Origin of the sequence: Chitinophaga sp. ARDCPP14, from assembly GCF_051362515.1 — a bacterium.
Lineage (GTDB): Bacteria > Bacteroidota > Bacteroidia > Chitinophagales > Chitinophagaceae > Chitinophaga.
Genome location: NZ_JBKIXB010000001.1, coordinates 1,007,841 through 1,021,450, shown reverse-complemented (window position 1 = coordinate 1,021,450; position 13,610 = coordinate 1,007,841). Strand labels below are relative to the sequence as shown.

11 protein-coding genes are annotated in these 13,610 nt (G+C 47.2%); 6 read left to right on the top strand and 5 right to left on the bottom strand.

The genetic code is table 11. From position 1 onward, the window contains the following. Window positions 1–206: 206 nt before the first annotated feature. The 4 genes from ACLHR0_RS03940 to pckA all read right to left on the bottom strand — a co-directional run bounded on the left by ACLHR0_RS03940 (window position 207) and on the right by pckA (window position 5,814). On the bottom strand, window positions 207–2,099 hold the full coding sequence (locus tag ACLHR0_RS03940; protein ID WP_436484879.1) for an OmpA family protein: 1,893 nt from the start codon (window positions 2,097–2,099) through the stop codon (window positions 207–209). Window positions 2,100–2,390: 291 nt separating this feature from the next. Further along, window positions 2,391–3,017 (bottom strand): 7-carboxy-7-deazaguanine synthase QueE, encoded by a 627-nt coding sequence (locus tag ACLHR0_RS03935; RefSeq protein ID WP_436484877.1) that lies wholly within the window; start codon window positions 3,015–3,017, stop codon window positions 2,391–2,393. Between the two features lie 43 nt (window positions 3,018–3,060). Further along, the gene (folD, locus tag ACLHR0_RS03930) at window positions 3,061–3,948 is read right to left on the bottom strand and encodes a bifunctional methylenetetrahydrofolate dehydrogenase/methenyltetrahydrofolate cyclohydrolase FolD (RefSeq protein WP_079469351.1); all 888 of its coding nucleotides are present in this window, start codon (window positions 3,946–3,948) and stop codon (window positions 3,061–3,063) included. A 264-nt stretch (window positions 3,949–4,212) separates the two neighbouring features. Next, on the bottom strand, window positions 4,213–5,814 hold the full coding sequence (pckA, locus tag ACLHR0_RS03925) for a phosphoenolpyruvate carboxykinase (ATP) (RefSeq protein WP_436484875.1): 1,602 nt from the start codon (window positions 5,812–5,814) through the stop codon (window positions 4,213–4,215). A 323-nt stretch (window positions 5,815–6,137) separates the two neighbouring features. Here pckA and ACLHR0_RS03920 point away from each other — a divergent pair, with 323 nt between their 5' ends. The 6 genes from ACLHR0_RS03920 to ACLHR0_RS03895 all read left to right on the top strand — a co-directional run bounded on the left by ACLHR0_RS03920 (window position 6,138) and on the right by ACLHR0_RS03895 (window position 12,512). Next, on the top strand, window positions 6,138–7,433 hold the full coding sequence (locus tag ACLHR0_RS03920; protein WP_429044845.1) for an aminopeptidase P N-terminal domain-containing protein: 1,296 nt from the start codon (window positions 6,138–6,140) through the stop codon (window positions 7,431–7,433). 119 nt (window positions 7,434–7,552) lie between these two features. Next, window positions 7,553–8,320 (top strand): CDP-alcohol phosphatidyltransferase family protein, encoded by a 768-nt coding sequence (locus ACLHR0_RS03915; protein WP_370909353.1) that lies wholly within the window; start codon window positions 7,553–7,555, stop codon window positions 8,318–8,320. A 46-nt stretch (window positions 8,321–8,366) separates the two neighbouring features. Then, window positions 8,367–8,612: a phosphoribosylformylglycinamidine synthase subunit PurS gene (purS, locus tag ACLHR0_RS03910; protein WP_142683702.1), complete on the top strand. Its 246-nt coding sequence runs from the start codon at window positions 8,367–8,369 to the stop codon at window positions 8,610–8,612. Window positions 8,613–8,714: 102 nt separating this feature from the next. Next, window positions 8,715–9,383 (top strand): 16S rRNA (cytidine(1402)-2'-O)-methyltransferase, encoded by a 669-nt coding sequence (gene rsmI / locus ACLHR0_RS03905; RefSeq protein WP_370909354.1) that lies wholly within the window; start codon window positions 8,715–8,717, stop codon window positions 9,381–9,383. A 79-nt stretch (window positions 9,384–9,462) separates the two neighbouring features. Then, entirely contained in the window at window positions 9,463–10,533 is a 1,071-nt protein-coding gene (locus tag ACLHR0_RS03900) for a winged helix DNA-binding domain-containing protein (protein WP_436484871.1), read from the top strand. Window positions 10,534–10,622: 89 nt separating this feature from the next. Beyond that, window positions 10,623–12,512: a M1 family metallopeptidase gene (locus tag ACLHR0_RS03895; RefSeq protein WP_429061642.1), complete on the top strand. Its 1,890-nt coding sequence runs from the start codon at window positions 10,623–10,625 to the stop codon at window positions 12,510–12,512. A gap of 63 nt (window positions 12,513–12,575) precedes the next feature. Here ACLHR0_RS03895 and ACLHR0_RS03890 read toward each other — a convergent pair whose 3' ends face one another. Next, complete coding sequence (locus ACLHR0_RS03890; protein ID WP_436484869.1) at window positions 12,576–13,583, bottom strand: patatin-like phospholipase family protein; 1,008 nt, start codon at window positions 13,581–13,583, stop codon at window positions 12,576–12,578. Between the last annotated feature and the right edge of the window lie 27 nt (window positions 13,584–13,610).

Here is a 13,610-nt window from a genome sequence, read left to right as displayed (position 1 = left end):
AGCGGATATTTTCGCTTATATCTCCCAAAATTTTTATAAAAAAAGTAAAATCAAAAAAGTAAAATCAAAAAAGTAAAATCAAAAAGTAAAATCAAATATCCGCCTATATCTCCCCAAATCATTTAAAATCCAAAGTGTTCAAATCCTTAAAATCAATATAATCAGCGTAATCCTGAGAAAGACAACCTACGCGCCGATCCCTCCGCTTACAAGCTGATAATCCGGAACACCGTCCGTCTGTTAACGGCTCTTCCTTCTTCTGTATCGTTGGTGGCCACCGGGTCGCTTTCGCCGTAACCCTTCGCCGTAAGGCGGTCCAGCGGGATGCCTTTTTCAACGAGGTAGCTCACTACTGCTTTTGCGCGGTTTTGGGAAAGCAGTTGATTGTCTTTGTCGGTACCTACATTATCGGTGTACCCGGCGATCTCGATTTTTATGGTAGGGTTATCCTTTAGCAGGTTTACCAGCTTATTAAGTTCTGTTACCGATTCGGGTTTCAGGTTATACTGTTTGCTGTCGAAGAAGATATTATGCAATACGATGCTGGCATTGGCAGCCAGTGGTTGCAATGGAATATTTTTTTCGTAAGGGATACCGGGGTTATGTTCTTTCAGTGAAAAATTATCTGAATAAAAGAGATATCCTTTCCTGTTTACGTGCATGGCGTAATCCTTTCCTACGGGCAATGGCGCGAGGTAGTCGCCGGTTTCATTGGTTTTCACGGTGGCAATGTTATATCCGCCCTGGAGGTCGATGATATCTATGCTGGCGGTTAAACGTTGCTGCGTGAGGGTATCATACACATAGCCTTTTACGTAGAGTGTTTGCAGGGGGCGTGCTTCGGGATAGAGTTCAAAGCGGTAAATATCGAGTGCGCCGCGGGTATCGGAGCGGTCGGAGGCGAAGTAGGCTGTTTTACCATTTGCTTCTACAACCAGCGAGGCGTCTTCATCGATGGTATTGATCGGGTAACCGAGGTTGGTGGCTGGTCCCCAGCTGCCGTCCGGTTGCCGCCGTGAGTAAAAGATATCGAGGCCGCCATATCCGGGATGCCCGTCGGAGGCGAAGTACAGTGTTTGTCCGTCGGCATGTATGAAGGGCGTGGTTTCCCTGCCGTTGGTATTGATATTGGGTCCCATTTTTTGTGGTACGCTCCATTGCCCGTTGGGTTGCCGGCTGGTTACAAATATATCTGCACCATGATCTGGTGTTTCACGTGCAAAATAAAGCGTTTGTTTGTCGGCGCTGAGACAGGGTTGTGATTCCCAGTCGCGTGTGTTAATGGGCGATCCCATATTCTTTGGGGCGGTCCAGCCCGAAGCGGTTTTTTCGGAGTAGTAGAGATCGCAGCTGCCTTTGCCTTCCGGAAATTCGCAGCCTGTGAATACCAGCATGGTACCATCTTGTGAAATGTTTTGTGCGCCTTCATTGAAAGAGGAGTTTACAGGTTCACCCATGTTTTGTGCCGCTGACCAGATATTGTTGTCCCGGTACGTAATATAAAAATCTTCATTGCGGCCATTTACGCGCCTGGTGAAGATCAATGTTTTACTGTCAATAGTTAATGAGGGAAAGTATTCCGGATCTTTACTGTTTACCGGATCACCCAGGTTTTCCGGGTGGAATGGCACTGCCTGACGGTTGTTGTTAACGGCAAATTCATAATTAACTTTCAGCTTCTCTGCGTTTGCACTTTTCGATTTTATGGACGCAATGTATTGATTGATTAACTGTAACGCACCTACGAAATTACCGGTGCCTGCCATCGCTTTAGAATAGGGCACCATCACCGGTCGCAGCCCGCTGCTGTCCAGTTGTTTTAATTTCTCAAATGCGGAAGTGGCTGCTGCATATTCTTTCAGCTCTACATAACACAAACCCATTTGTCCGTATGCGTCAGTAAATCCCGGCGCCGCTTTTATAGCATCCTGCAGAAATCCGATAGCAGCTTTTGTCTGGTAAGTTCTTACGGCATCAATAGCGCGGTCAAAACTGGCTTTGGCTTTTTTAGGGGCATTTTCATAGGTAACTGTCTGGGCTTGTAACAGCAGTCCGAAGCCCAGCAGGCAAATCAGTATTAACAGGGAGGTCTTTTTCATAGTATGTATTCGCAGTGTAATTAACGAAAATACTGTGAAAATAGTGCGCGCGGATTTTGTCTTGGCTCAGGATTACGCTGATTATATTGATTTTAAGGATTTGAACACTTTGGATTTTAAATGATTTGGGGAGATATAAGCGAAAATTTGATTTTACTTTTTTATAAAAATCTGGGGAGATATAAGCGAAAAATGTCCGCTTATATCTCCCCAAATCATTTAAAATCCAAAGTGTTCAAATCCTTAAAATCAATATAATCAGCGTAATCCTGAGCCAAGACAAAATCCGCGCTATGGAACATTGATATACTTATGGATCTGCAATGACATTGTCCACTCCGGATGATCCTTGATATACTCCGTTATCAGCGGCGTCATTTCTGCGCTGCGTTCCCATTCGGGCTGCAGGTACAGCTTACAGTATTTGCCGGCTAAGGCTGCATATTTTTCGGCCCAGGCAAAATCTGTTTTATTAAAGATCACCACTTTCAGTTCATGCGCGGCCTTGCAGATTTCCGGCAGGGGCGCCTTAAACTTTTTGGGCGATAAAGTAATCCAGTCCCACTTTCCGCTGAGCGGCGATGAACCAGAGGTTTCAATATGCGTATGAAAACCCTGCTTATGCAGCGAACGGGTAAGTGCATCGAGGTTATGGAGCAAAGGCTCGCCACCGGTAACCACTGCAATACGGCCTGGATAAGCCGCAGCTTCAGTTACAATATCGGCAACGGCTACCTGCGGATGCTTATCTGCATCCCAGCTGTCCTTTACATCACACCACACGCAACCCACATCACAACCACCCAGTCTGATGAAATAGGCAGCCCGCCCCTGATGATAGCCTTCACCCTGAATAGTGTAAAAGCGCTCCATCAGCGGGAGGGTATCGGTACTAATATTTATCGTTGTTACAGACATGACTTACTTCACAAAGGTCCGGTTTTTTTAGTTCCGGCTATATTTAATTCATACTTCCTTTCAAACCAATAGTGGCGTGATAGGTATTTTTGAGTAATGCGGCAATCGTCATCGGACCTACGCCACCCGGTACGGGGCTGATATAGCTGCATTTAGGAGCCACTTCGTCAAATTTCACATCCCCTTTCAGGCGGAATCCGCTTTTCCTGGTGGCATCTTCCACCCGGTTAATACCTACATCCACAATTACAGCGCCTTCTTTCACCATATCTGCCGTCACAAAATCCGGTCTGCCGATAGCGGCAATAATGATATCTGCTTGCCGGCAAATTTCAGCCAGGTTGTGCGTCTGGGAATGGGTAAGGGTAACAGTGCAGTTACCGGGATTGGTATTGCGGCTCAGCAAAATGCTCATAGGCGTACCTACAATATGGCTGCGGCCTATCACCACTGCATGTTTTCCTTTGGTAGGGATGTTGTAATGCTCCAGCATCAGCATAATACCATAAGGGGTTGCAGGAATAAAGGCAGGTAAACCGCTTACCATTTTACCTACGTTCATGGGATGGAAACCATCCACATCTTTGCTCGGATCAATGGTGTTGATCACCAGCTCTTCATTAATATGTTTTGGTAAAGGTAATTGTACAAGGATACCATCCACATCCGGATTCTCATTCAACAGAATGATCTGGTCCAGCAAATGCTTTTCAGAGATCTGCGCATCAAAACGCAGGAGGGTGGAATTGTAACCGCATTCTGCACATGATTTTACTTTGGATGCTACGTAGGTTTCACTTGCCGGATTATTACCTACCAATATGGCTGCCAGGTGAGGGACCTTTTTCCCAGCGGCCTTCAATTCAGCCACCTGAGCGGCTAATTGGGCTTTTATAGCCTCAGAAACGAGTTTACCGTCTAAAATTTGCATGTGCAAAGGTAAGAAAAAGCTGTATGTAATCAGCTATGGGAATCAGCTTTTTAGGGAAGCGCTGTCAGAAGGAGCGGGGAGCTATGGACTTACATCTTCCGAAGATCCAGCAAAACAAGCTCCTGTAAAGGAACTTGCTTTGCTCAGGCATTGCGCCCGTCAGGAACTTACGAGTTGTTCAGTGGAAATTATAAGGCAAAACTTAAATATAAATCTTCTTGTTGATGTATACAACGGAAGAGCCGGATCACAGTACTTTATTTATTAAATTTTAGGCGCCGCAGCCAGGATTTCCGGTGCTGCAGCTCCCGCATATTTTTCAAAATTGCGGATGAACTGCCCGGCCAGGTCTCTCAACTGCTTGTCATAAGCGGCTTTGTCTTCCCAGGTATTGCGTGGGTTCAGGATGTTGGACGGAACGCCGGCGCAACGGTCGGGGATTGAAAAACCGAATACAGGATGCGTATGGAATGTTTCCTTATCCAGGCTGCCATTCAATGCCGCAGTGATCATAGCGCGGGTATACGACAATTTCATACGGCTGCCGGTGCCATAAGCGCCGCCGGTCCAGCCGGTGTTGACCAGCCATACGTTTACGTTGTATTTCCGCATTCTTTCACCCAGCATCTGTGCATACTGCGCCGGGTGCAGAGGCATGAACGGCGCACCGAAACAGGCGCTGAATGTGGACTTCGGCTCTGTAATGCCCGCTTCCGTACCCGCTACTTTAGCGGTGTAACCGGAAATGAACTGGTACATGGCCTGCCCGGGCGATAACCTGGAAACCGGTGGTAATACGCCATAAGCATCACAGGTAAGAAAGAATATATTCTTTGGAATACCTCCGATAGAAGGCTCCATGGCATTGTCGATATACGGCAACGGATAAGATACACGGGTATTTTCGGTGATCCGGCAATCCGCATAGTTCACAGTATTGGTGCCGGGGAAAAAGTTGATATTTTCCAGTAGCGCGCCTTCACGGACGGCATGAAATATCTGTGGTTCTTTTTCTTCAGAAAGATCAATACATTTTGCATAACAACCGCCTTCAAAATTAAAGACGCCGGTCGCAGTCCAGCCATGTTCATCGTCGCCGATCAGCTTCCGCGAAGGATCGGCGCTGAGCGTGGTTTTGCCGGTACCGCTCAAACCAAAGAAGATGGCCGTGTCGCCGTCATCGCCCACGTTGGCGGAGCAATGCATGCTTAACACATTTTTGTTGTGCGGCAATTCATAATTCAGGATCGTGAAAATACCTTTCTTAATTTCACCGGTATAGGCGCTGCCACCAATGAGGATGATCTTTTTGGTGAAATTCACGACGGAGAAATTTCCCTGCCGTGTGCCGTCAGTGGCGGGATCAGCCAAACAGCCGGGCGCCTGGATCACGGTCCAGTCGGGGTGCATGTAATCCAGTTCATCTTCCGAAGGACGTAAAAACATGTTGTAGGCAAACAGACTTGACCAGGGCAGTTCTGTAATTACTTTGATGTTGACCCGGTAATCCTGGTCGGCACACGCATAGCAATCACGTACCCATACATCTTTCCCGCTGAAATAACGGGTGATTCTGCTATATAAACGATCAAAATTTTCTTCAGAAATGGGGAGGTTAAAATCGTTCCAGTTAACAGTGTCTGTGGTGATGTTGTCTTTTACAATGAATTTGTCTTTAGGTGAGCGGCCGGTGTATTCGCCGGTATTTACAGCTAATGCCCCTGAATCGGCATATACCCCTTGTTTACGGGCGACCGTTTGCTCCGCCAGTTGCTCGGGTGAAAGTTGGTAATAGACGTTCGTTACGTTCTCTATGCCAAGTCCCCGTAAGTCAGCAACAGGATTCCTTACGCTACTCATTTGCATAAAAGCAAGATTGTTTTGGTGTAAAAGCAAAACTAGCGATTTTTTGATATTGTCAAATTTTATAGGTGTTATACCATTGAAATTTAGAAATTAAATAGCGGTTTGAGGTAGTTGTTGCGATATCTTCAGAATGTCTACTTTTCATTGCGGAATTATCTAACCACAATTGAGAGAATATACTATTAAATAATTGTAAGGAAATATTAGTACGATTTTGTCATTTAATGGTGCAGATATTGACCGATTTGCCGGTTCCGGCCATTTTCATATTTCTACCTCCCGAATTTTACATAGGTTTGAAGCCTCATTTGAAATTAAGCGATATGAAGAATCTGCCCTTGGATCCGCAGCTGTTCGTGAAGAACCGCCAGCGTTTTGTGGCTAAAATGCAGCCACAGTCTATAGCTATTATCAACTCCAATGACGAACTGCCCACCAATGGCGACGCGTTGTACAAGTTCAAACAGAATGCTGATCTGTATTGGCTCACAGGCATTGATCAGGAGGATACGATGGTGGTGCTATATCCCGATAACCCCGACCCGAAGTACCGCGAAGTACTGGTGCTGGTACGGCCCAACGAGTTAAAGGAAAAGTGGGATGGGCACAGGCTGCGCAAAGACGAGGCATATGCGGTGTCAGGTATGAATACTGTAGTATGGCTCGATAGCCTGGATGCGCTTTTACAACAGTGGATCAACGAAGCCGCCAACATCTACCTGAATTCCAACGAAAATAACCGCAAGGCAAACCAGGTACCGGTAAAAGACTACCGCTATGTACAGGAAATGAAAGTACGCTACCCGCTCCATAACTACCTGCGTGCAGCCGTTATCTTTAAAGAACTGCGCGCGGTAAAAACACCGGAAGAAATCAAGGTGATGCAGGAAGCAATGGACATCACGGAAAAAACTTTCCGCCGCCTGCTGAAATTTATTAAACCCGGCGTATGGGAACATGAAATCCATGCGGAAATTTTACACGAATTCCTGCGTAACCGCTCTGCCGGTGAAGCTTATAGTTCTATCATCGCCTCCGGCGACCGCGCACGCACCCTGCATTACATCTCTAATAACCAGGAATGTAAGGATGGTGAAGTAATCCTGATGGACTTCGGTGCAGAATACGGCGGATACAATGCGGATCTTACCCGCTCTGTACCGGTAAACGGTAAGTTTTCGCCCCGCCAGCGCCAGGTATATGATGCCTGCCTGCACCTGCATAACTACGCCAAATCCATCCTCCGCCCGGGCATTACCATCGCCAAATACCACGAAATGGTAGGAGAGGAAGCCACTAAACAGTTCATAAAAATCGGTCTGCTCACAGAAGAACAGGTGAAAAACCAGGACCCGGAAACACCGGCATACCGCAAATACCTGTATCACGGTATTTCCCATCACCTGGGTGTGGATGTGCACGACCTCGGCCCTTCTTTCCATCAACCTATCCCGGTAGGCGCTGTAATGACCATCGAACCAGGTATTTATATTGAAGAAGAACAACTGGGTATCCGCATTGAAAACAATATCTGGCTCACCGCCGATGGTAATGTAGACCTGATGAAGAATATTCCTATCACGGCAGATGAAATTGAAGCCCTGATGGCGAAAAAATAAAGGTGTTTTTTTGTGATTATCCTGCTTAGCAAAGATTAAAAGATAGATGATATAATATAATTGTCAATATTCTATCTTCGCTCATCAGGATAATCACAAAATCATCATAATCACAGTTAATGAAACAAATACCGAATATTCTTACCCTATGTAACCTCTTCTGCGGTGCACTGGCCATTATCTGCATACTGCATGCGCCTGAATACCGCGCGGAAATTAACGGTACCGACTATACGATTATCAGCCCTGAACCTGTATACTGGGCATCTGCTCTGGTAGTGATTGCAGGGATTTTTGATTTTTTTGATGGCATGATAGCCCGCCTCCTCAAAGTATCAGGGCCTATGGGCAAGGAACTCGATTCGCTGGCCGATGTAGTTACCTTTGGCGTAGTGCCCGGCATGATGTTATACCGCCTCCTGCGCAGCGCTTATTTTCAGCAACCCGACGTATTTGACGTATCTATTCTCAACCTGGCGCCGGCCTTACTGGTACCCTGTTTCGCTGCTTACCGCCTCGCCAAGTTCAATATAGATACCCGTCAATCCGAAAGTTTCATTGGCGTGCCTACTCCGGCAGTAGCCTTGCTGGTGGCCTCTTTCCCACTTATCCTTTTATTTAATCCCTTCAACCTGGCACATTGGTTCCAGAATATCTGGGTATTATATATCACCATTGCCGTGCTCTGCTACCTGATGGTGGCGGAAATACCCATGATCAGCCTGAAGTTCAAAAGCAAAAGCCTGGCACACAACTGGCCCCGCTTCTTACTGATCGGGCTCACCCTGGTGAGCATACCGCTCCTGAAGTTTGCTGCCGTTCCTTTTATATTTATTTGTTACGTAATATTATCGGTAGTGGCGCCGCCCAAAATAGAAGCGGTTTAACATTCTGGATTTTTTGATGTAGGTTTGCGGCAAAATTTCTAGCACAATGACTTTTACTGCACATATCAATGTGATGCCACTGAAAGAATTATTAGACCCGCAAGGTAAAGCGGTAATGAGTGGTCTCAAGAACCTCGGCCTGGGCCAGGTACAAGATGTACGTATTGGTAAACACATTACTCTGCAAATTGAAGCCGCCAGCCAGGAAGAAGCAAGGCAGATCGCTGAAAATGCCTGCCAGAAACTGTTGGCAAACCAGGTAATGGAATCTTTTGAAGTACAAATACAATAATTAATTGCGAATTGCGGATAACGGAGCTGTGGGGAGATGACTGGTAAAGTCTCCGGACTGCATCTCCCCACACATTCGTAATTCGTAATTCGTAATTAAATTATGAAATTATATCTCGTTCCATCTCCCATTGGCAACCTCGCCGATATTACCTACCGGGCCGTAAAAGTACTCGAAGAAGCTGATCTCATCCTCGCGGAAGATACCCGTACTTCCAGCGTATTACTGCGGCATTACCAGATCAATAAACCCGTTACGCCCTACCACCAGCATAATGAGCATAAAATAGTACAACACCTCCTGCAACAGCTGCAGGGTGGTAAAACAATGGCCATGCTCACGGATGCCGGTACACCCGGTGTTTCCGATCCCGGTTTTTTACTGGTAAGGGAATGCGCCCGCGCCGGCGTACCGGTGGAATGCCTTCCCGGCGCCACCGCCTTTGTACCCGCACTGGTAAACAGCGGTATCCCTATGACCCGCTTCGCCTTTGAAGGATTCTTCCCCCTCAAAAAAGGCCGCCACACCCTCTTTACAAAACTGGCCACCGAAGAACGGACTATCGTTTTTTATGAGTCGCCCATGAGGCTGCTCAGAACCCTCTCCGACCTGATCCAGTATTTCGGACCAGACCGTCCATGCTGCGTATGCCGCGAACTCACCAAAATGTTCGAGGAAAATAAACGTGGCACACTCCAGGAAGTACACGATTACTTCGCTGAAAAAGGTGTAAAAGGAGAAATCGTAGTAGTGGTTCAGGGCGTTGAATAATTATCTTTAACTTCAGGTTGGTTGCTGACATACCTTTGTCACACCCGTGCTGTTGTTTTGTATAACAAATCATTTAGCCATGCCCGTTATTGATATTGCTGCATTAAGACTCCAGCATCAGCAGTTGCTCAAAACATCTTTCAAAAAACCACAGGACATAGTAGCCTTCTTCGGCGCCATGCAGGCACAGGAGCATGCCAACAGCAAATGGGGTATTGGCGTTCGGCTCCCCGGCAGCACTGATGCAGACATCGAAAAAGCGATCAGCAATAAATCCATTATCCGCACTACCGCCTTCCGCGGTACCCTGCACCTCCTGGCGGCCGCCGATGTACGCTGGATACTCCAACTCATTGCCCCCACTATAAAAGCCCGCATGGGCAGCATGATGCGCAAACTGGACATGGACAACGCCCTCCTGCAGAAAACCAATCAATACATCGCCAAAGCACTGCAGGGAGGCAACCACCTCACCCGCAAAGAACTCATCACCCTGCTGCAGGAAAAAGGAATTAATACCGACGACCACCGCATGAACCACATCATTTATCATGCTGCGGCAGACGGAATTATTTGCAACGGCCCCCTCAGCGGAAAACAATTTACCTACACCTTATTGGATGAATGGCTGCCCGGCACAGCAACATTTAACAAACAAACGTCGCTGGTTACCCTGGCCAAACGCTACTTCATCAGCCACGGCCCGGCTACTTTACCGGACTTTGCCCAATGGGCCGGCCTGTCGCTCACAGATGCTAAAACCGGACTGGAAGGCGCCCAATCTGCATTAAAACCACTGGATGTAAGCGGCACGGCCTATTGGATGGCCCCCGGAAAAAAACAAACCGCACATGACACCGCCCTGCTGCTGCCCGCCTTCGATGAATATTTCATCGGTTATAAAGACCGCAGCACACTGATAGACATGCAGTTTGCCAAAAAAGTAATGACGATCAACGGGATCTTCAACCCCATCATGGTGCAAAACGGGCAAATCATTGGCACCTGGAAACGCAGCTTTAAAAAAGACAGCGTCACCATCACTACCGATCCGTTTAAACCACTAAAAAAAGCCACACTCAAAACTTTTGAACCAGCCGCACAACAGTACGCGGACTTTCTCGGACTCACCCTCCACAGTTTCTCCTGATTTACTTCCACCGCCCGCATTCATCAAATATCAACGGCAAAATCGCCAAATCATCCTTATTTTAGCTGTTTTAAACCAAATGAAACGGAATGAAGTATCGGGTTACAACAGGTAGCTGTCTGGCCATCGCTTTGCTGGCGGGCAGCTGGTTAAAACTAAGCGCTCAGTCAGACCGCTGGCAGCAGAGAGTAAAGTATACGATGGATGTGAAGGTGGATGCGCCGGCTAATCAGTTCACAGGACAACAACACCTTGAATATTACAATAACTCCCCCGATACATTAAAGAAAGTCTTTTATCACCTCTACTGGAACGCCTTTCAGCCCGGTAGCATGATGGATGTACGCAGCCGCGAACTGGGCAAAATTGTAATAGGAAAAGATAAGAAAGGGAACGAACGCCGCGACTGGGATAACCGCGTACGTGACCGCATCTCCCAACTGAAACCAGATGAAATAGGTTACCAGAAAATCATCTCCCTGAAACGCGATGGAAAACCACAGGACTTCAAAGTAGTGGAAACTATCCTGGAAGTGCCGCTGGATAAGCCGATTCTTCCGCATTCCAAAGCCGTTTTTGACATGGAGTTTGCCTCACAGGTGCCGGTACAGATCCGTCGCAGTGGCCGCAATAACGCAGAAGGAGTGGACTTCTCCATGTCACAATGGTATCCTAAAATGTGCGAGTACGATTATGAAGGATGGCACGCCACCCCTTACATCGCCCGCGAATTTTATGGTGTATGGGGCGACTATGACGTAAAGATTACCATCGATAAAAAATATGTGATTGGCGGTACAGGCTACCTGCAAAACCCCGATCAGATTGGCCATGGTTACCAGAAACCAGGCGTCAAAGTAACGCCTCCCACCGGCAAAACGCTCACCTGGCATTTCATTGCGCCCAATGTGCATGATTTTATGTGGGCCGCCGACCCGGATTACAAACACATCACACAGAAAGTGGATGGCTTTACGGCGCACTTCTTTTATATCGACAACGAATACACGCACAATACCTGGCCTCAGCTGGCCAAAATGGTGCCGGCAGCCTATGCCTATATCAAAGCACATTACGGCGCTTACCCGTATGAGCAGTATTCGTTCATACAAGGTGGCGACGGCGGTATGGAATATCCAATGGGCACGCTCATCATGGGCAACGGTAAAATGGATGGCCTGTACGGTGTAGCCATGCACGAATGGATGCACAGCTGGTACCAGGGAATGCTGGCTACCAACGAAAGCCTGTATCCCTGGATGGATGAAGGCTTTACCACCTTCGCGGAAAACAATGTGATCTTTAACACAGTCGATTCACTGAAAGGCCGCGATGCACAGGAAGATGCTTATGCCGGCTATTTTGCGCTGGCAAGAAGTCCGTTCGAAGAACCCGCTACCACACATGCCGATCACTTTAATACCAATTATGGTTACAGTCTTACCGCTTACTCCAAAGGCGCTGTGTTCCTGGAACAGCTGGGTTATGTAATTGGCGCTAAAAACCGCGACAACGGCCTGTTACGCTATTATAACGAGTGGCGTTTCAAACATCCGAACGTAAATGATTTTGTACGGGTAATGGAGAAAGAAAGCGGGATAGAACTGGATTGGTACAAACAATATTTTATCAATGCGGTAAAACATATCGACTATGGTATCGACAGTGTTTTTGCAAAGGGAAATAAAACAATAGTGCGTTTGCGCAGGGTAGGATATATGCCGATGCCCATTGATTTTATGGTAACAGATAAGAGCGGTAATAAGGTGCTGCACTATATTCCGTTGTCAATCATGTATGGCGAAAAACCTAACGAATACCCGGATGTAAAGCGTATAGTCGATCCCGTTTGGTACTGGACTAATCCTGTTTATGAAGTGGAACTGGATACCCCGCTCGGAGATATTAAGGAGCTGGAAATAGATCCCAGTCAGCGTATGGCCGATGTGGACAGAAGTAATAACAAAGCAGTGTCTTAACACACACCAGTAATAAAGCATGCGCCGGGATGTTGTTTGCAAAAGCAGCATCCCGGTATTTTTTTACAGCAGTTGCAACACTTCTGCTGCCCGCTGTTCCCCGGCTTCCATCATTTCTTTCATTGCCTGCGGTATAAATTCGAGTCCTCCCATAGCTACATCCAGCGCTGTTTTCGGGCGGATGACATGCAGCTTTACTGTTCTTTTTCCCTTGAACGGGTTAGCGGCGGGAAGATCAAAACACGCATCGATGTCGGCGGCAGGGATGCCCTTTTTTTTCAGGTGATCTTTTACTGTATCAAGATAAGTCAGCGACTGGTTGATGAGCTGTGTTATTTCCAGGTCGGTGGCCGCTATTTCATTGGTGCTGTTATCCACCTGTTTTTCGAGGATATCGAGTAAATTTTTGAATAAGATATCATCTTCGCCGGGTGTTTCCGGGGTGAGCAGGATAACATAGATTTCGGCGGCGCCTTTTTCTATGGCCAGTTTAACGGGATGATAGTGTGCGCCTCCTGCATTGGTGAACTGCTGCACATGATCGGGAAGGGAAGCCACTTCCACCGGTGGCATAAACACCGGCATGCTGCAGGATGCCTGCATGGCTTCACGGAATGTATAATTGTCGTGCAGCGATATAACCTCATAATCCTTTTTCACCATATCCGTGCCCGATGGAGAAAAGTAGGTGATACGATTGGTTTGCAGGCAGCGCGCGGTCACAAATACTTCTTTGTTCAGCTGTTGCAGCGCCCGGAAGCGGGCGTCGGTAAAGATGTTGGTAATTTTATGGGTAAGGGCGGTGGCGTTGTAAAGAGAGTTGTTTTGGGGGAAGCGTTGCAACATGGTACTGGTGCTTACCAGGTCGGCGGTGGTGTTGCTGGTGAATAATTTTTCCAGCAAGCCAATTTCTCCCAAAGCTGCAAGCGGAGCAATTAATGCGCTGATACCAGTGCCACAAAAAAAGTCGAATGCAATGGCTGGTTGTTGTGAATAGAGGTACTTCAGGGCGCCAACAGCAAAAGCTGCCCTGGAGCCGCCGCCGCTGATGACTAACGCAGTTGTAGCCATGATGATTTTTTAAGTAGAAACAATTTA